Here is a 17,635-nt window from a genome sequence, read left to right as displayed (position 1 = left end):
CGCGCCATCTTACAGAATAACAGCTGACGAATCAATTTTCTCGATAATTAACAACAATGCCGACAATCGATAAAAAAGTCATGTCAAAAAAAAATATGTACAGGAGACGAATTTTTTCCCGATCATCGCTGGCAGTTATGATTGCTCGTTCGGTAATGTTGACATTTTTGCCCTATCGGGATGGCGTTGCTTAGGACTTATGTTGACATTTTGCGCGAGCATCGTCGCCGTCTGGCAATATAATGTCCATCTCTGTCAACCCGGGCTGGAGCGGATCGCGGAACTGCCGCTGACATATTAGGGGACGAGTTACCCGCTCTAGATCCAACCTGACATGCCTCACCTGAATGTCCCCATTCATAGGCTATCTCTGTTCACGCTGTGGTCCATCCCAGACAGGATCGCAAATTCGTTCGGTGTGAGCCCATCAAGGTTGTGTGGGGCCGGTGCAGGTTGTAGTCTATTCTCCATGTCTCGATGATCTCGCGTGCATGGCGGTAGCTCGGAACAGGTGCTCGTTGAGACATTCGTCCCTAAGCCTGCCATTGAATGACTCCACGAAGCCATTTTGCTTGGGTTTGCCGGGTGCGATGTAGTGCCACTCGACGCCGCGATCCTGCTGCCAGGCTAGCATGGCGGTTGACGTCAGCTCCGTGCCGTTGTCGCTGACAATCATGCAGGGGTAGCCGCGCCTTTCGGCGATCGCATTCAGTTCACGAGCGACACGTTCGCCGGAGATCGTCGCCAGGCACTCCCGGCTGAAGTCGTCGATCACTCACAGGATGCGGAAGCGGCGTCCGTCGACCAACGCGTCCGACACGAAGTCGAATGACCATATCTGGTTTGGATCCTGCGGAATGGCCATCGACGCTCTCGTGCCTAGAGCCTGTCTGCGCCCACCACGTTTTCGGACCGTCAAGTGCTCTTCCTTGTAAATACGGTAGAGCTTCTTCCAGTTCACCGAAACACCCTCCCGCTTCACCAGCAGGTACATGCGGCGGTAGCCGAACCGCCGTCGCTGCGATGACAGTTCCCGCAGACGTGCTCGCAAAGCAGCATCTTCCGACCGGCTGGATCTGTATCGGTAGACACGCGGCGCAATGCCGACCAGGGCACAGGCCCGCCGCTGCGAGTTCTCTTCGACTGCCCAACTCACGGCATTTCTCCTTGAGCGGAACGTCAGAAGTTTTCTGCCAGCATCTCGCGCAGCGTCGATACATCGATCATCGGCTCTGCCAGAAGCTTCTTCAGGCGGACATTCGCCTCCTCCAAAGCCTTCAGCCGTTTGGCCTCCGACACCTCCATACTTTGTGCGCCAGGTGTAGAAGGTCGCGTCTGAGATGCGATGCTTGCGGCAAAGCTCGCTGGCCGTCATGCCCGCCTTATGCTCCTTCCAGTCCCTAAAGAGGATACACGCCGGGGTTGTGAACACCATCGCGGCGCAGTCTGTTGACAAACATCCACAGCGCCTAGAGTCTAAAAAATGGTACGAGAATGGTACGAATGGCGAAAATCGAGGTGGCAAAGCCCACTTCGCGGAGACCGCTCTGGCAATAAGTATCAGATTTAATTGGATAAAATGGTACGGTTGGGTGGGCTCGAACCACCGACCTCCGGATCCACAATCCGGCGCTCTAACCAACTGAGCTACAACCGCATAAGGGTCGGCGCCCGTAAGGGGCGTCACGTGTGGCGTCTGATACCGGCTGGCTTGCGGTTTTGCAAGCGGAAAGCTGAAGGGAAACTGCCGTCTGGTTGAGGCGCATCGTCCTGCATGGAATCAAAAAAGGGCTGGCTTGCGCCAACCCTTTTCGACTGTCGATACCCGCCCCGGGCAATCAGCGCATCAGGCGACGTTGATGTCCTTCATGGACTTCTCAACGGCGACCTTGCCAGGCTGGGAGACGTTTTCAGAAACCGTGCGTACGGCGTCCTGCCAGCCCTTGGCCTGGTCGACGGCGGCTTCCATCTGCGTGCGCAGGAAGGACGACTGCAGCTCGATCATCTCGGCGACGGACTTCACGCCGAGCAGCTTCTCCATGTGGGAGAACGTCGTCTCGGTGTTGACGCGCATGGTGTCGATCGCCTTGAGGCCAAGCTCAACGGTGCCGGCCTGCGCCTTTTCCATAGTGGTTTCCATGGTCTTAGAGGCGTCTTCGGCGGCAGCCTTCATCTTGGCATAGGCTTCCTTGGACTGGGCAACACCCTTTTCAGCGAATTCGCGATAGGTGTCGGTGACCTTTGCGGGGTCGAAATTCGGGAAAGCGAAGATTTCTGCTTCAGCAGTTTTCTTGGCAGTAGCCATAATGATGCGCTCCTTTGGTTTGGAACCCTCTCATGAGGCGTCCCTTGGCGATGAAGCTCATATAAGGGATGTTATTGTGCATTGCAACATTTTTCCTGCGACGCAGCATCAGCGTTAACCTTTTGCCGCGAAAGCAGGGGCTTGGCGGAGGCTTTGGGTGGACCCAAGGGCGCGCGGGCATTATTAAAAAAGCCTTAATGAAGCCTATGATTAACAAAGCCTTGCCAGCGAATTCGGCCAGCGGATAGGGTTTTATATGCCGGCGCACGACTATCCGTTCATCGAGATCGCCGTTCATCCTTCGATCCGTGAGCGGTACTCCGAAGGGGCCGGCCTTGCGGTGCTGTCGCCGACGGTGGATTACGTCTATTGGGCGAACGGCGCCGCTGCCACGCAGTTTGGCTATGAAAGCATATATACGTTTCTGGAGGACGAGGCTTTCGAGGAAGGCCTGCTCGCGCGCCAGGTTGAAACCGCGGCGGGGCGTGTCGCCGCATCCGGCCAGGCCGAAAAGCTCATCCTGCGCGTCGGCTCCGGCTTTCGGCGCGTCGCCACGCCTTGCGTTCTGGAGCCGATGACCTTGAGCGGCGGCGAGCCCGCACTCCTGCTGGCCATGCCCCCGGAAAAGCGCTTGAGAGACAGCATCCACCGCGCCCAGGCGATGATTTCCGGCTTCGGCGACACCGAGACGCATGTGGCTGTGCTCGATGGCGATGCGAACATGCTCGCACAGTCGATGACCTTCGATGGATTGCGAATTTCTCCGGATGAACTGGTGGCCCTGGTCGACTCGGTCGATCGCGAGCGGAGCCGCTTGATCAAGCGCAGCATCATCACGGCCCACGGGGCGATGCCCGCCGCTATCGCGCGGATCGGCGACAGCCAGCCGCTGAACCTCATCTTCGTCGTTGAAATGGCGGCAGCATCTGCGCCGCAGGCCGCTCCCGCATCTCCGCAGACCACCGACGCCGCACCGTCGCCGATGCTGCAAGCGCCACCTCAGATCGCTGAACCGCCTGCACCTGCATCCGCCGCACCCAGTGCCGATAGGTCCCGTGAATTGGACACGGTCTCGGGCGTTCCTGCAGTCGATCGGTTCGAGTTCGACATCACGGCGCGTCCGGTGCGCTTTGCCTGGAAGATCGGGGCTGATGGGCTCTTCAGCGAAGTCTCGCCCGAATTCGGCAAGACCATCGGTCCGAATGCAGCCGATATCGTCGGCCGGTCCTTCGAGGATGTGGCGACGGTCTTCAATCTCGATCCCGAGCGCAAGATCATCGATCTGCTGCACCGCCGCGATACCTGGTCCGGCAAGACCGTGATGTGGCCCGTGCAGGGCACGCCTCTGGTCGTGCCGGTCGACCTGGCCGCTTTGCCCACCTATTCCCGTGACCGCGCCTTCGAAGGCTTCAGGGGCTTCGGTATCGTGCGCGTGGCCGAAGCTGTCGAAGATGCCGGTCGTCTAGGTCTCTCCCTCACGCCACAAGCCAAGGTCTCGCCAACGCCGGAGCCTCTGGCAGCGGCCCCATCACTTCTATCCGAGATACCCGCGGTCCTCGACCTTAAGGCTCAGGATCCTGTCATCGAACTGCCGCTCCGCAGGCCATCCGAAGAAAGTCCACCGGCGGTGATCCCCGTGCCGTCCAACGACGACAGCGCGCCACCCGCTGCGAAACATCGCGCGTCGGATCCAGGCGAGAACCTGGCGGACGATCCATTCCGCGGTGAGGTGCCGGCACTGCGCATCGTGGAAACGCCGGCGAGGCGCTCGTCGGACAAGGTCATCGACCTCGATGAGCATCGCAGCCGCGGGCGCGAGGGCTTGTCGAAGATCGATCAGGCCGTATTCCATCAGATCGGCGAGGAGCTCGGCCGTCGTCTGGCAAGCCGTGATGCCGCCCGCAAGCAAGACGCAGATGCGGATCGCAACGCGGCTGCCCCAACGGCTGTAGAGGCGCGAGCCCCCGTTGCGCCCCCTCCTCCGGCTGAACCCGTCGCAGCGGTCGCGCTTATCGCGCCGACACTGCCGAAGGCCTTGCCGGCCGCAGAATTCGTCGCAGCGGTCACCCTGCCCGAGCCGGACCTGTCAATTGCCGCGACGGTGGAGCTACCGGCCGTAACGCTCAAAGGTGGCAGTGACGAACGCGTCGATCCGGTTCAAGCGGAGGTTACCGAACTTCCGCAAGTCCCGCCGGTCGAAGTCGCGAGCGAAGCGCCAAGACGGCCCGGCCGCATCCATCTCACCGCTGCTTTCATCGAAGCTTTGCCCGTCGCTCTGGCCGTGTTGCGGGGCGAGCGGATGCTGTACGCGAATGCAAAGTTCCTGAGCCTCACCGGCTACACCGACAGTGCGCATTTCGAGACTTCGGGCGGTCTCGACGCGCTCTTTCTCGACATGGAAGACAGCGCCTTGTCAGCGGTCGACCCGGCCGCCAAGGGCCTGCGCCTCATGCGCCTGAACGGCAATCCCATCGAGGTCGACGCCAAGCTGCAATCCGTCGGCTGGGACGATGGCTCGGCACTGCTGCTTGTCGTCGAGCCGCTCCGCGGGGAACTTGCCGTCGAGCCGCTCCGTGAGGAGCTTGTCGACGATGGGGAAGAAGAGCGCCGCGCCTCGCCCTCCAACGCCGAAATCGAGATGGAAGAACTGCGCTCCATTCTCGAAACGGCGACCGATGGCGTCGTCATTCTCGACGAAGATGGCTCGATCCGTTCGATGAACCGTTCGGCAAGCGCCCTCTTCGACTATGAGGCCGACGAAACGCTGCATCAGCCCTTTGCCATGCTGTTTGCCCATGAGAGCCAGCGGGCCGTGCTCGACTATGTGGCGAGCCTTTCGGACCATGGCGTGGCGAGCGTGCTGAATGATGGCCGCGAAGTCATCGGTCGGGAAGCCTCAGGAGGCTTCATTCCGCTTTTCATGACGCTTGGGCGCCTCCGGGGCTCGAACGGCTACTGCGCGGTGATGCGAGACATCACCCACTGGAAGCGGACCGAAGAGGAATTGCGTGCTGCCAAGCGCAGCGCCGAAACGGCCAATGCCCACAAGAGCGAGTTTCTCGCGCGCGTCAGCCACGAGATTCGCACGCCGCTCAATGCCATCATCGGTTTTTCAGAAATGATGTCGACCGAGCGATTCGGCCCGTTGGGCTCTGCACGCTATCTCGAATACGCGCACGACATCGGCCGTTCGGGCCGCCATGTGCTGGATATCGTCAACGATCTGCTCGACATCTCCAAGATCGAAGCTGGCCAGCAGGACATGGATTTCTCCGCCGTCTCGCTGAACGAGCTTCTTGCCGAAGCCGTGTCGCTTCTTCAGCCACAGGCAAATGCCGAGCGCGTCATCATTCGCACCAGTCTGTCCACGGCTTTGCCGGACGTCGTGGCAGATCCGCGCTCGGTCAAGCAGATCGCGATCAACCTTCTGGCAAACGCCGTGCGGTTCACGCCTCCGGGCGGGCAGATCGTGGTGTCCACGTTCTATGATGCGAGCGGCAAGGTCGTGATGCGCGTGCGCGATACGGGCATCGGCATGTCTCGCAGCGAACTCGACCATGCGATGAAGCCATTTCGCCAAGGGCCGACCAGCCCGATGCGTCCGCGTGGCGATGGCACGGGCCTCGGCCTGCCTTTGACGAAGGCAATGGTCGAAGCGAACCGGGCGCATTTCGCCATCGAATCCGCACCGGGCGAAGGCACGTTGGTCCAGGTTACCTTCCCGTCCCAGCGCGTCCTCGCAGACTAAGCGTTGGGACGCAGCGCAAAAAAAAAGGAGGCACGGCGGCCTCCTTCAAGTCAAATGCTGTTCGGCGGGCTTGAGCAGAAATAACCAGCAGCCATTAAGCGAATCGGCTGGGACGGTCGCAACAAGTGGCTGCACTCAAGTTGCACACAAGATGGCGCGTCCGGCGTTACCAACCTCTTAACGGAATTCCTCAATTTTAACGGATCAGCAACACTTGTCGTTGCTTGGTTAATTTGTCCGAAAGGGCTGGTTAACCATCATCCTCCGAAAAAGAGCGTTCATTCAATGAGGGCAGCTGCCGAAGGGCTGCGTCAGCTGCTGAGCTCAGGCAGGTCTATAAACAGATCCAGCGCCTGCGGATTGGCGAGCGCCTCCTTGTTCTTGACCGGTCGACCGTGAACGACATCGCGCACGGCCAGTTCGGTGATCTTGCCTGATTTCGTGCGGGGAATGTCGCTGACGGCGATGATCTTCGCCGGCACGTGCCGTGGCGACGCGCCCTGGCGGATGCGCGTGCGGATCGACTTTTGAACGTCCTCCGACAGGGTTATTCCGTCCGCCATGCGCACGAAGAGCACGACGCGCACGTCCCCATCGAAGTCCTGCCCGATGCAGATCGCTTCGGTGATCTCCGGCATCTGCTCGACGATGTTGTAGATTTCCGCGGTTCCTATCCGCACGCCACCTGGGTTGAGCGTCGCATCGGATCGGCCATGAATGATGAATCCGCCATGCTCGGTCCGCTCGGCGAAATCGCCGTGGCACCAGACATTGCCGAAGCGATCGAAATAGGCCTCGTGGTACTTGGCGCCACCCGTGTCGTTCCAGAAGCCGATCGGCATGGAAGGAAACGGTTTGTGGCAGATCAGTTCGCCTTTCTCGCCGACGACCGGTTCGCCGTCGTCGTTCCAGACATCCGTCGCCATGCCGAGCCCCGGACCCTGGATCTCGCCGCGCCACACAGGCTTGGTCGGGACACCGAGCACGAAACACGCGCAAATGTCCGTGCCGCCTGAAATCGATGCGAGATGCAGATCGCTCTTGATCCCCTCATAGACGAACGAGAAGCCTTCGGGCGAAAGCGGCGATCCGGTGGAGGTGAGCAGCCGCAGTGCCGACAGATCGTGATCGCGGCCAGGCGCAAGATCAGCCTTGCGCACCGCATCGATAAACTTTGCCGACGTTCCGAAGACGGCGAAGCGCTCGGCGGCGGCATAGTCGAACAGCACGTTACCGTCGGGATGGAAGGGCGAGCCATCGTAAAGGCAAAGCGTCGCCCCAACCGCCAGGCCCGAGACGAGCCAGTTCCACATCATCCAGCCGCAGGTGGTGAAATAGAAGAGCCGCTCGCCGGACCGGATGCCGCAATGGAGACCATGCTCCTTCAGGTGCTGCAGCAGCATGCCGCCAGCGGAGTGGATGATGCATTTGGGCACACCCGTCGTGCCGGACGAGAAGAGGATATAGAGCGGGTGCGCGAATGGCAGCCGTTCGAACGTGACGGCCTGCGGCTCATAGGCTGCGATGAACTGGGGAAGCGTGGTCGCGTTCTTCAGCTGCCCGGCGACGCCGTCCGCCTTGCCGAGATAGGGGATGATCAGCGTCAGCTCGGGCGCCAGTGACGCTTCGATCGGCACGAGCTTGGCGGAGACGTCCTGCTCCTTGCCATTATACCAGTAGCCGTCGCAGGCGATGAACAGCTTCGGCTGTATCTGGCCGAACCGGTCGGTCACGCCTCTTTCGCCGAAATCCGGCGAACAGGACGACCAGATGGCACCGATCGAGGTGGCAGCCAGCATCAGCGCCACGGTTTCCGGCATGTTCGGCATCATCGCGGCAACGCGGTCACCGGCTCCGATGCCCATGGCACGCATGGCCTGCTGCAGGCGTGACACCAGCGCGTGCAGATCATCCCAGGAAAGCCGAGTTTCGATCTTGTTTTCGCCGCGGAAGATGATGGCATCGTCGCCACCTGTCCGTGACAGCAGGTTTTCGGCGAAATTCAGCCGCGCATCGGGGAAGAACGATGCTCCCGGCATGCGGTCGAGATGCTCCGCCAGCGTCGCGCCCTTCTCGCCCTTGACCTCGAAATAGTCCCATACCGACGACCAGAAGGAAGGAATGTCGGCGACCGACCATGCGTGCAGCGCGTCGAATGTGTCGAACGTCTTGCCGGCTCGCGCACCGGCAAAGCGGGCAAATTCCATCATGCGGCTAGCGTCGATGTCAGCGCTCGAAGGCGTCCAGAGCAATTGATTGTCGTCCGTCTTCATCGCTTCATTCATCTCCCTGAGGCTCACGCGATACCCGCATAGCATTGTGCGGACCGCTGTTGAAGGAGCGGCGACCCACGGTTGCCCGTCCTGCGCTTTGATTGCATTTGCGGGAAGGAGGCTCTAACCACAGGGCAGGATCATCGCATTCGGCTTTTCGGAAACACGCATTTGGTCGCTGACGACACATCCCGGCAAGGCTTCAGGCGCGTCCGATGGCTCTTCGTGCTTGTCCTTGCCATAGCTCTCATCATTGGCGGCGCGCTGAGCATCCCCCTCTTCGTTTCGGAGCAGCGGATCGGGGAACATCTCCGGATTGAGCTGGAAGACGCGACCAATCACCGCGTAGATTTCGATCCCGCCGTGGAGATGGTCTTCTTCCCAATTCCGGGCATCAAGATCACCAACGTCACGATCCATTCCGATTCCGATCCTGAGCAGCCCCTGCTGACGGCCGAAACCATCGAGGCCGATTTCGGTCTGGCGTCCGTGGTGCTCGGTGATCCGGAGTTCTCAGACATTGCCTTGCAGCGCCCGGTCGCGCGTGTGGTGCTGGACGAAGACGGCGTCAGCAACTGGCATGATGCAGACGACCTTTCGACGACAGACGAAGAGCTTGAGAGCACCAGCGGGGCCGAACCACAGCCTTTCGCCTTCGACATGTCACGGATTGGCAATCTCGAATTTCGCGATGGCACGCTTCTTTATGATGACAGACGCAACGATCGCAGCGAAAGCGTCAGCGCGATCAATGGCAATCTGGTCTGGCCACGCGTCGGCATGGGCGCGCGGCTGGAACTGGGCGGCGTTCTGCGCGGCGAGCCCGTGCGTCTAGTCGTCAACGCGGAGCGGCCGGTCGAACTGCTGAACGGCACTCAGGCTCCGCTACGGCTCAACGTGTCTTCCGAGCTTCTGACGTTCAATCTCTCGGGCACGGCGAGCCTTGCTTCGGCATCGCCATCCTTCACCGGAGATCTGGAACTCTCCAGCCCCTCCGTGCGCCGCGCGCTGCAATGGTCTGGAACAGAACTGAAGCCCGGAGAAGCGATCAGCGCGCTCGAACTGGAGGCCGAAATTCAGGCTGCCGCGGGCCAGGTGAACCTCGCCAATGTGCTGCTCGACATCGACAACAACCGTGGGATCGGTGCGCTCTCTCTGAACTGGACGAACGACGCCCCGCCAGCAATCTCCGGGACGCTGGCCTATAATGCGCTCGACGTCGGCGCTTTCCTGAACGCGTTTGCGCCCCTGCCACTCGATGGTGGACAGCTGACCCCGTCGATCGACACCGGTTTTCTGCGTCAGCTCGGGCTCGACCTTCGCTTTTCCGCACAGACGGCGCGCATTGGACGCCTGGAACTGCAAAACCTCGCAGCGGCAGCGCGGGTCGAACGTGGGCGCGCCCTGTTCGATATCGGCGACGCCTCTGCTTACGGTGGCACCATTATGGGCCGCATAATCATTTCCGAGAACGGCTTCGACGGCGGCGGCGAAATTCAGCTGACGGCCGAGAACGTCGATTTCGGTGCCGCCTATCAGGCTGCCGGCGTGACGGGCCCGCTGCCGCGCGGGCGCGGCAGGCTCAATCTTGCGGTCTCCTCGCCCACCCCCGTTTGGGCAACGACAGCACGCGACCTGCAGGGCCGGCTGGAAATGACGATCGGCGAAGGGTCGATCCCGGGTTTCAACCTGCAGACATTCCGCACATTGGCATCCCAGGAACGGTTCTTCAGCCTCACACGCGCATCGGAAGGCGAGTTGCCTTTCCGCTCAGCACGCTTCGCCACCACCTTCGCCAATGGCACGGCGGAGATCGAGACGGCGGAGATCCTGTCCGGAAACACGACGGTCGCGCTGTCTGGCCTCATTCCATTCGATCGCGGCAGTCTTGCCATGTCCGGTGCGATCACCGACGCGCCGGCTCAAGCCGCTGAGGGTGCCGAAGCCCCCGCGGCTCCGCCGGCCTTGCGGTTCTTCGTCGGCGGCTCCTGGCCTGCGCCGGTGATTTCGCCTGTGATGGGCAACTGACAGGATCAGGGCGGATCTGCACGCTCAAAGACTTGGGGTCGATCAACCTCAGCCGGCTCGGGCAAGCTGTTCGGCACGCTCACGCTGGACCATGCTGCGTTTGTTGATCACCGAAGCGATGATGACTGCCGTGGTCACCAACGCGATCAAGACCGTGCACACCGCATTGATTTCCGGCGTGACGCCAAGCCTGACCTGGCTGTAGATGCGCATCGGCAGCGTCGTCGCGCCGGAGCCCGATGTGAAGCTCGCAATGACGAGATCGTCCAGCGACAACGTGAAGGCGAGCATCCAGCCGGCAATCACCGCTGGCGCGATTACTGGCAACGTCACCGTCAAAAACGCCTTGAGCGGCGTACAGCCAAGATCCTGCGCCGCCTCTTCGAGCGACCGGTCGAATGTCACCAGCCGCGATTGAACTACCACCGCAACGAAGCACATGGAGAACGTGGTGTGCGCCAGCATGACGGTGAAGATCGTGCGGTCGAGATTCATCGCGATGAAGAGCAGCAGCAGCGACAGGCCGGTGATCACTTCCGGCATGACGAGCGGCGCGAAAACCATGCCCGAGAACAGCAGCCGCCCGCGAAAACGTGTGACCCGGACGAGGACCACGGCTGCCAGCGTTCCGAGCAGCGTCGCCGCTGTCGCCGACACGAGCGCGACGCGCAGCGTCACCCATGCCGCGTCGAGAAGCGCCTGGTTGCGCAGCATCTCGCCGTACCAGCGCGTGGAGAAGCCTGCCCAAACAGTGACCAGCCGAGACTCGTTGAACGAGTAGATGATCAAGAGCAGGATCGGGATGTAGAGGAAGGCGAAGCCTACCACCACAGACACGATGTTGAAGCCGGACCAGTGCCTGTTCATCGTGTCTCGGCCTCGCGCGTACGCGCCTGATAATATTGGAAGATCACGATCGGCACGACCAGGATCAGCAGAAGCAGCGTGGCGACGGCCGATGCCACTGGCCAGTCCCGGTTGGAGAAGAACTCCACCCAGAGCGTACGGCCGATCATCAGCGTATCTGACCCGCCGAGAAGGTCCGGAATGACGAATTCACCGACGGCCGGAATGAACACGAGCATGCAGCCGGCCACGATGCCCGGCAACGACAGCGGGAACGTGATTTTCCAGAAGGCCGCAAGGCGCGTGCAGCCAAGATCCTGCGCCGCCTCGATCAGGCTCTCGTCCATTCGCTCCAGCGCCGCATAGAGCGGCAGCACCATGAACGGCAGATAGGAATAAACGATGCCGATATAGACGGCGATGTCGGTGTTGATGATGGTGAGCGGCTGGTCGATCACGCCGAGCCACTGCAGGAACTGGTTGAGCAGTCCTTCACGGCGCAGGATGCCGATCCAGGCATAGACGCGGATCAAGAAACTCGTCCAGAACGGCAGGATGACCAGCATCACCAGAAGCGGTCGCCAATGTGCCGGCGCGCGCGCCATGCCGTAGGCGAGCGGATAGCCGATGGCGAGCGCCAACGCCGTCGAGACGAAGGCAATCTTGAGGCTCGAGAGATAGGCGTTGAAGTAGAGCGGGTCTTCGGTCAGCCACAGATAGTTGTCGAGAGACAGCTGTCGCAGCTTCTCCATCCAGACCGCAAACCCATCCGTCCACTCGAACACCGGCAGATAGGGCGGGATCGCGATGTTGGTCTGCGAAAACGAGATCTTGAAGACGAGGAAGAACGGGACGAGGAAGAAGATCAGCAGCCAGAGATAGGGAATGGCGATCAGAAGCCATCTGCGTGCGGCAGCGCCCATCGTCAGCGCTCCAGAACCACGCCGGCATCTTCCGCGAAGGATAGCCAGACGCGATCGTGATAGGTGAAGACCTCCGAGCCGCTGCGCGATGCGTTGACGACGCTGGCCTTGATGATCTTGCCGCTGTCGAGCTTGACGTGGAAGATCGACATGTCGCCGAGATAGGCGAGATCCCAGACCTCCCCTTCCACCGCGTTGACGCCGGAATTCGGCTTCGTATGGGTGACGGCGATCTTCTCAGGGCGCAGTCCAAGCGTCAAATCACTGCCGATGCCGCGCGACTGACCATCCACCATTCGCAGCGCAAAGCCCTCCGGCGACTGCAGTTCCGTCAAGGCCGCGTCTGATCGGGTCACTTCGCCGTCGAAGAGATTGATGCTTCCAATGAAGTCGGCGACGAACCGGGAATTCGGCGCTTCATACACTTCGGCCGGCGTCGCAACCTGGCGGATCTGCCCGGCATCCATGACGGCGATGCGGTCGGCCATGGTCATCGCCTCCTCCTGGTCGTGCGTGACGACCACGAAAGTCAGGCCAAGATCATATTGGAGATCGGTCAGCTCGAACTGCGTTTCCTCGCGCAATTTCTTGTCGAGCGCGCCGAGCGGCTCGTCGAGCAGAAGTACCTTCGGCTGCTTGGCGAGCGCCCGGGCGAGCGCCACGCGCTGCCGCTGGCCACCCGACAACTGATGCGGCTTGCGGCCGGCAAATTCCGACATCTTCACGAGCTTCAGCATCTGCGCGACGCGCTCGGCGATGGCGGGCTTCGCCATCTTCTCCTGCTTCAGGCCGAACCCGACATTGTCGGCAACGGTCATATGCGGAAAGAGCGCGTAGGACTGGAACATCATGTTCAGCGGACGCCGATAGGGCGGCACGCCCGTCAGATCGACACCGTCGAGAAGGATCGCACCTTCGTTCGGCGTCTCGAAGCCGGCCAGCATGCGCAAAAGCGTGGACTTGCCACAACCCGAGGCCCCGAGAAGCGCGAAGAACTCACGCTCGTAAATATCCAGTGAAAGATTGTCGACCGCCGTGAAGTCACCGAAACGCTTCGTCACGTTTCGAATAGAGATCATCGCCTTGGCGTTCGCATCGGACCACGGCGCGAATGAGCGCCGGATATTGCCAAGGGATCTCATGCGGTTCTGCTGCCCATGAATTGCGGCCGACTGGCCAAGGGCGCGGGCGCGACCGATCGCGCCCGCGGATCGTGATTATTGGCCGCTTTTGACGCGCGTCCAGGCGCGCGTGATCAGGCGGTTGGCCTGCGCGTCATAGGGCGGCTTGGTGAAGAGCTTTTCCTGTGCTTCGGCAGGCGGGTAGATGGCGGGATCGCCGATCACGTCTTCCACCAGAAACTCCTGCGACGCCGCGTTGCCATTGGCGTAGTAGACGTAGTTCGAGGCCTTGGCGATGACTTCGGGGCGCATCAGGTAATTGATGAACTCGTGGGCTTCCTCGACATTGCGCGCATCGGCCGGGATGGCGAGTTGGTCGAACCACATTTCGGCACCTTCAACCGGGATCGCGTAACCGACCTCTACACCCGCATCCGCTTCGGCGGCACGATCGCGCGCCTGGAATACGTCGCCCGAATAACCGATCGCCAGGCAGATATCGCCATTGGCGAGGCCGTTGATGTATTCCGACGAGTGGAATTTCTCGACATAGGGCCGGATCTGCATCAGCGCTTCTTCGGCGGCAGCAATATCTTCGGCCGACGTCGAATTCGGATCGCGGCCGAGATAGGCAAGCATCGCCGGGAAAATTTCGATCGGCGAGTCCAGCATGTGAATGCCGCAGTCGGCGAACTGCGCGGCGATCTCCGGATCGAACACGACGGACCAGCTGTCGATGCTGTCCTCTCCGAGGATTTCCTGCACCTTGCCGACATTATAGCCGATGCCGTTGGTGCCCCACATGTAGTTGACCGAATAGGCGTTACCCGGATCGAAGACCGCTGTGCGTTCGGTCACGAGGCCCCACATATTGCCGATATTGGTGAGCTTCGACTGGTCGAGCTCCTGGTAGACGCCGGCAGCGATCTGCCGCGACATGAAGGACGCGGTGGGAACGACAACATCGTAGCCCGAACCGCCCGCAAGCAGCCGGGTCTCCAGCATCTCGTTGGAATCATAGACGTCGTAGACGACCCGAATACCCGTTTCAGCGGTGAATTCCGCCAGGATTTCATCGTCGATATAATCCGACCAGTTGAAGACGTTGACCACGCGGTCTTGCGCTCCGGCAGCCACCGTTCCTGCAAGCAGGATTGCGGCTGTGCTCAAAACTCGGCTGTTCTTCATGATCAAGACTTCCCTTTATGTCCGTTTTGCCCGTTTGCCCGTCTTTGCGGGATTGATGGATTGGGCATTCTGTTGGCTGAAAACTAGGCGGGAAAGCCGGGCCTCACAAGCTTAAATTGATGGCAAGTCGCGCCCGCTTTCCAAGCAACACCGCCCATGCTGTCCACCCGCAGGACTTACTGAAAGTCGAAGGCACTGAGACCGGTCACCATTTCGTCGAGCCCGAGCGGCCGCGTCACCGGCGGCTCGGCGCGCGCAAGGCAACCCTGTCGCTCACATAGGCGGCACGCCGCACCGACTTTCGTTGTTTCCCGGCCCACCGAGGATCCAGCCGCACGCCTGGTCTCGATAGCCCCACCATAGATGATGTCGTCGCGAAACCCTATGTCGCAGCCAAGCAGCAACGCAGTGCGCCGCACCCGCTCGTTGAAGGCCGCCTGCGGCCCTTCCAGAGTACGCGACACGACCAGAAACTCGGCACCATCGGTGAGTTCGACGGCGTCGACGAGGATCTGCCCCGGCTGTGAGAAGGCAGCGTGAATGTTGAGCTTCGGGCAATCACCGCCGAAGCGCGCATGCGGATAGCCCTTGGCGCCCGAGCGCCGAAACTTGTGGCCGGCATTGTCGATCTCCAGCAGGAAGAACGGCACGCCCTCCTGCCCGGGCCGTTGTAGTGTCGTGATCCGGTTTGCGACATGCTCATAGGACACGCGAAACCGGGATCTGAGAACGTCGATGTCATAGCGCGCGCGCTGGGCTGCCGCGAGAAACGCGCCATAGGGCATCATCAGCGCATGCGCCGCATAGCGCGCGAGCTCGAAACGGGCGAGTCGACGCGCTTCGTCGCCGTCAAGACCAAGCGTATCGAGCGCAGCCCCGATCTCGTCGCGCAATGCCAGCTGGCAAGCCTCCATGGCGACCTCGCGCAACTGGTCGAACGGCGACAGACGCTCCGACAGAAAAAGCCGCATGGAATGCCGATCGTAGCGTCGCCGCAGATTGGGCATCGCATGAACCGGCAGGGCCCGCACGACGATCCCATGTTCGCGGCTCAACCACGCCCGAATGGCGCTCGACAGATCCTCGCCAGGCGCCAGCCGGTCATGAAAAGTCTCTGCAGCCTTGTCGATGGCTGCAAAATGGTTGGACCGGCGCTCGAACGTCTCGCGCACGACGTCGATCGGCAGCTTGGCACCTGCGGCAACCGTCTCGTGCCCCTCGCGCGCCAGCAGGCTGGAGAGATCGGAGAGGCGCTCCGCCTGTTCTCGATAGGCCCGATAGAGTTTCACCATGCCCGCCGCCGCATTCGGCGCAGCCTCCGAAATCTCGATCAGTTCCTGGTCGCCGGGCAGCTCACCGGCCAGAAGCGGATCGGAAAAAATCTCCTTGAGCGCGGTTACCGATGCGGGTGTCTCACCCTGCAAGGCATCAAGATCGATCTTGAATGTGCTGGAAAGCTTCAGGAGCAATTGGACGGTCAGCGGCCGCTGATTACGCTCGATCAGGTTGAGATAGGACGCCGATATGCCGAGCGCCTCGGCCATCGCCGTCTGGGTCATATCCATGCCGTTGCGCAGCCGACGCACGCGCGGCCCGGCGAAAATCTTCTGATCGGCCATTTGTGAAGACCTTTACATATCAGCCGTCTTTACAGAATTGACAAATTTACAGAAGCGACTTGTAAATTCAAGCACAGCGTGACCCTTTTCAATACCCTGTCGGCCCTTATTTCCTGGCGACCAACCGCAGCGCAATGTAAACATTGTCACATCAACATAGCGCAACGGAGCGGCACAAAGATCGCCGCCTCCAGCAGTCGGAGAAGTGCCATGACAGACTTTTACAACCTCGTTCCTTCCGCTCCCGAAGGCCGCTTCGATGGCATCGAGCGCCCCTATTCGGCCGAGGACGTGAAGCGTCTGCGTGGCTCGGTGCAGATCCGCTATACGCTTGCCGAAAACGGAGCGAACCGGCTGTGGGATCTCATCCGCTCGGATGACTTCGTCAACGCGCTCGGCGCACTTTCCGGCAACCAGGCCATGCAGATGGTCCGCGCTGGCCTCAAGGCCATCTACCTCTCCGGCTGGCAGGTCGCGGCAGACGCCAACACGGCATCGGCCATGTATCCCGACCAGTCGCTCTACCCGGCCAATGCGGGCCCGGAGCTCGCCAAGCGGATCAACAAGACGCTGCAGCGCGCCGACCAGATCGAAACATCGGAAGGCAATGGCCTCTCGGTCGACACATGGTTCGCCCCGATCGTCGCCGATGCGGAAGCCGGATTCGGCGGCCCGCTCAACGCCTTCGAGATCATGAAGGCCTATATCGAGGCGGGCGCTGCCGGCGTTCACTTCGAAGACCAGCTCGCATCCGAGAAGAAGTGCGGCCATCTCGGCGGCAAGGTTCTGATCCCGACCGCGGCCCACATCCGCAATCTGGATGCTGCCCGTCTCGCAGCCGACGTGCTGGGTGTCCCCTCGCTCGTTATCGCGCGCACCGATGCGGAAGCCGCGAAGCTTCTGACATCGGACATCGACGAGCGCGACCAGCCCTTCGTGGATTATGACGCCGGCCGCACGACGGAAGGCTTCTACCGGGTCAAGAACGGCCTCGAGCCGTGCATCGCCCGCGCTGTCGCCTATGCCGAACATGCGGACATGATCTGGTGCGAAACCTCCAAGCCCGATCTCGATCAGGCCCGTCGCTTCGCCGAAGGCGTGCACAAGGTGCATCCGAACAAGATGCTCGCCTACAATTGCTCGCCCTCGTTCAACTGGAAGAAGCATCTGGACGACGCGACGATCGCCAAGTTCCAGCGCGAGCTCGGCGCGATGGGCTATAAGTTCCAGTTCATCACGCTCGCCGGCTTCCACCAGCTGAACTACGGCATGTTCGAACTCGCCCGCGGCTACAAGGATCGCCAGATGGCTGCCTATTCAGAGCTGCAGGAAGCCGAATTCGCGGCGGAAGTAAACGGCTACACGGCAACCAAGCACCAGCGCGAAGTAGGCACCGGCTATTTCGACGCCGTGTCGATGGCGATCACCGGCGGCAATTCCTCCACCACTGCCATGGGTGAATCGACCGAGCACGCCCAGTTCCGCCCGGCAGCCGAATAGGCTCCAAACCGCGTGGCGGCGCCCCGCCGCCACGCTCCAAGCCTTCCACCAATTTTGCGCCTCAGGCGCCTGAAAACGGAGATT

General features: G+C 61.1%; 11 protein-coding genes, 1 tRNA gene and 1 pseudogene. 3 read left to right on the top strand and 10 right to left on the bottom strand.

The window, feature by feature from the left end:
* Positions 1 to 357: 357 nt before the first annotated feature.
* The 4 genes and pseudogenes from QQL76_RS02580 to QQL76_RS02565 all read right to left on the bottom strand — a co-directional run bounded on the left by QQL76_RS02580 (position 358) and on the right by QQL76_RS02565 (position 2,603).
* Positions 358 to 1,435: pseudogene (locus QQL76_RS02580) on the bottom strand (IS3 family transposase).
* 145 nt (positions 1,436 to 1,580) lie between these two features.
* Positions 1,581 to 1,657: transfer RNA gene (locus QQL76_RS02575), tRNA-His, on the bottom strand.
* Between the two features lie 189 nt (positions 1,658 to 1,846).
* Positions 1,847 to 2,305, bottom strand: a complete 459-nt coding sequence (locus tag QQL76_RS02570; RefSeq protein ID WP_126008648.1) for a phasin — start codon at positions 2,303 to 2,305, stop codon at positions 1,847 to 1,849.
* A complete protein-coding gene (locus QQL76_RS02565) occupies positions 2,280 to 2,603 on the bottom strand; it encodes a hypothetical protein (protein WP_499206245.1) in 324 nt (107 codons plus the stop codon). The genes QQL76_RS02570 and QQL76_RS02565 overlap by 26 nt, the downstream gene beginning before the upstream one ends.
* Here QQL76_RS02565 and QQL76_RS02560 point away from each other — a divergent pair.
* The gene (locus tag QQL76_RS02560; RefSeq protein ID WP_499206244.1) at positions 2,562 to 6,053 is read left to right on the top strand and encodes a sensor histidine kinase; all 3,492 of its coding nucleotides are present in this window, start codon (positions 2,562 to 2,564) and stop codon (positions 6,051 to 6,053) included. The two genes, QQL76_RS02565 and QQL76_RS02560, sit on opposite strands and share 42 nt — an antisense overlap.
* A gap of 311 nt (positions 6,054 to 6,364) precedes the next feature.
* Here QQL76_RS02560 and QQL76_RS02555 read toward each other — a convergent pair whose 3' ends face one another.
* Positions 6,365 to 8,326 (bottom strand): acetoacetate--CoA ligase, encoded by a 1,962-nt coding sequence (locus QQL76_RS02555; protein WP_499206243.1) that lies wholly within the window; start codon positions 8,324 to 8,326, stop codon positions 6,365 to 6,367.
* 225 nt (positions 8,327 to 8,551) lie between these two features.
* On the opposite strand from QQL76_RS02555, the gene QQL76_RS02550 reads away from it, so the two are divergent.
* Positions 8,552 to 10,354 carry an AsmA family protein gene (locus QQL76_RS02550; RefSeq protein WP_499207093.1) on the top strand — a complete coding sequence of 601 codons (1,803 nt, stop codon included), beginning with the start codon at positions 8,552 to 8,554 and terminating at the stop codon, positions 10,352 to 10,354.
* A 48-nt stretch (positions 10,355 to 10,402) separates the two neighbouring features.
* On the opposite strand, the gene QQL76_RS02545 is transcribed toward QQL76_RS02550, so the two are convergent.
* The 5 genes from QQL76_RS02545 to QQL76_RS02525 all read right to left on the bottom strand — a co-directional run bounded on the left by QQL76_RS02545 (position 10,403) and on the right by QQL76_RS02525 (position 16,051).
* Complete coding sequence (locus tag QQL76_RS02545) at positions 10,403 to 11,221, bottom strand: ABC transporter permease subunit (protein ID WP_404863882.1); 819 nt, start codon at positions 11,219 to 11,221, stop codon at positions 10,403 to 10,405.
* Positions 11,218 to 12,123, bottom strand: coding sequence for an ABC transporter permease (locus QQL76_RS02540; RefSeq protein WP_499206242.1), 906 nt, complete (start codon positions 12,121 to 12,123; stop codon positions 11,218 to 11,220). The genes QQL76_RS02545 and QQL76_RS02540 overlap by 4 nt, the downstream gene beginning before the upstream one ends.
* Positions 12,124 to 12,125: 2 nt before the next feature.
* Positions 12,126 to 13,202, bottom strand: coding sequence for an ABC transporter ATP-binding protein (locus QQL76_RS02535; RefSeq protein WP_499207092.1), 1,077 nt, complete (start codon positions 13,200 to 13,202; stop codon positions 12,126 to 12,128).
* 138 nt (positions 13,203 to 13,340) lie between these two features.
* Positions 13,341 to 14,432, bottom strand: coding sequence for a polyamine ABC transporter substrate-binding protein (locus QQL76_RS02530; RefSeq protein ID WP_499206241.1), 1,092 nt, complete (start codon positions 14,430 to 14,432; stop codon positions 13,341 to 13,343).
* A 176-nt stretch (positions 14,433 to 14,608) separates the two neighbouring features.
* Positions 14,609 to 16,051 (bottom strand): helix-turn-helix domain-containing protein, encoded by a 1,443-nt coding sequence (locus QQL76_RS02525; RefSeq protein WP_499206240.1) that lies wholly within the window; start codon positions 16,049 to 16,051, stop codon positions 14,609 to 14,611.
* Positions 16,052 to 16,261: 210 nt separating this feature from the next.
* Here QQL76_RS02525 and aceA point away from each other — a divergent pair, with 210 nt between their 5' ends.
* A complete protein-coding gene (gene aceA / locus QQL76_RS02520; protein ID WP_126008632.1) occupies positions 16,262 to 17,551 on the top strand; it encodes an isocitrate lyase in 1,290 nt (429 codons plus the stop codon).
* The last annotated feature ends 84 nt before the right edge of the window (positions 17,552 to 17,635 follow it).

The sequence above is a fragment of the Rhizobium albus genome, assembly GCA_030160035.1.
In the GTDB taxonomy this organism is placed as follows: domain Bacteria; phylum Pseudomonadota; class Alphaproteobacteria; order Rhizobiales; family Rhizobiaceae; genus Georhizobium; species Georhizobium albus.
This window is presented reverse-complemented; position numbering and strand designations above follow the sequence as displayed.

Excerpts from the sequence above, each read along its gene's own strand:
- QQL76_RS02540 (WP_499206242.1), bottom strand. The coding sequence starts at position 12,123 with ATGGGCGCTGCCGCACGCAGATGGCTTCTGATCGCCATTCCCTATCTC.
- QQL76_RS02530 (WP_499206241.1), bottom strand. The coding sequence starts at position 14,432 with ATGAAGAACAGCCGAGTTTTGAGCACAGCCGCAATCCTGCTTGCAGGA.
- QQL76_RS02525 (WP_499206240.1), bottom strand. The coding sequence starts at position 16,051 with ATGGCCGATCAGAAGATTTTCGCCGGGCCGCGCGTGCGTCGGCTGCGC.
- QQL76_RS02535 (WP_499207092.1), bottom strand. The coding sequence starts at position 13,202 with ATGATCTCTATTCGAAACGTGACGAAGCGTTTCGGTGACTTCACGGCG.
- QQL76_RS02565 (WP_499206245.1), bottom strand. The coding sequence starts at position 2,603 with ATGAACGGCGATCTCGATGAACGGATAGTCGTGCGCCGGCATATAAAA.
- QQL76_RS02560 (WP_499206244.1), top strand. The coding sequence starts at position 2,562 with ATGCCGGCGCACGACTATCCGTTCATCGAGATCGCCGTTCATCCTTCG.
- QQL76_RS02555 (WP_499206243.1), bottom strand. The coding sequence starts at position 8,326 with ATGAAGACGGACGACAATCAATTGCTCTGGACGCCTTCGAGCGCTGAC.
- aceA (WP_126008632.1), top strand. The coding sequence starts at position 16,262 with ATGACAGACTTTTACAACCTCGTTCCTTCCGCTCCCGAAGGCCGCTTC.
- QQL76_RS02570 (WP_126008648.1), bottom strand. The coding sequence starts at position 2,305 with ATGGCTACTGCCAAGAAAACTGCTGAAGCAGAAATCTTCGCTTTCCCG.
- QQL76_RS02545 (WP_404863882.1), bottom strand. The coding sequence starts at position 11,221 with ATGAACAGGCACTGGTCCGGCTTCAACATCGTGTCTGTGGTGGTAGGC.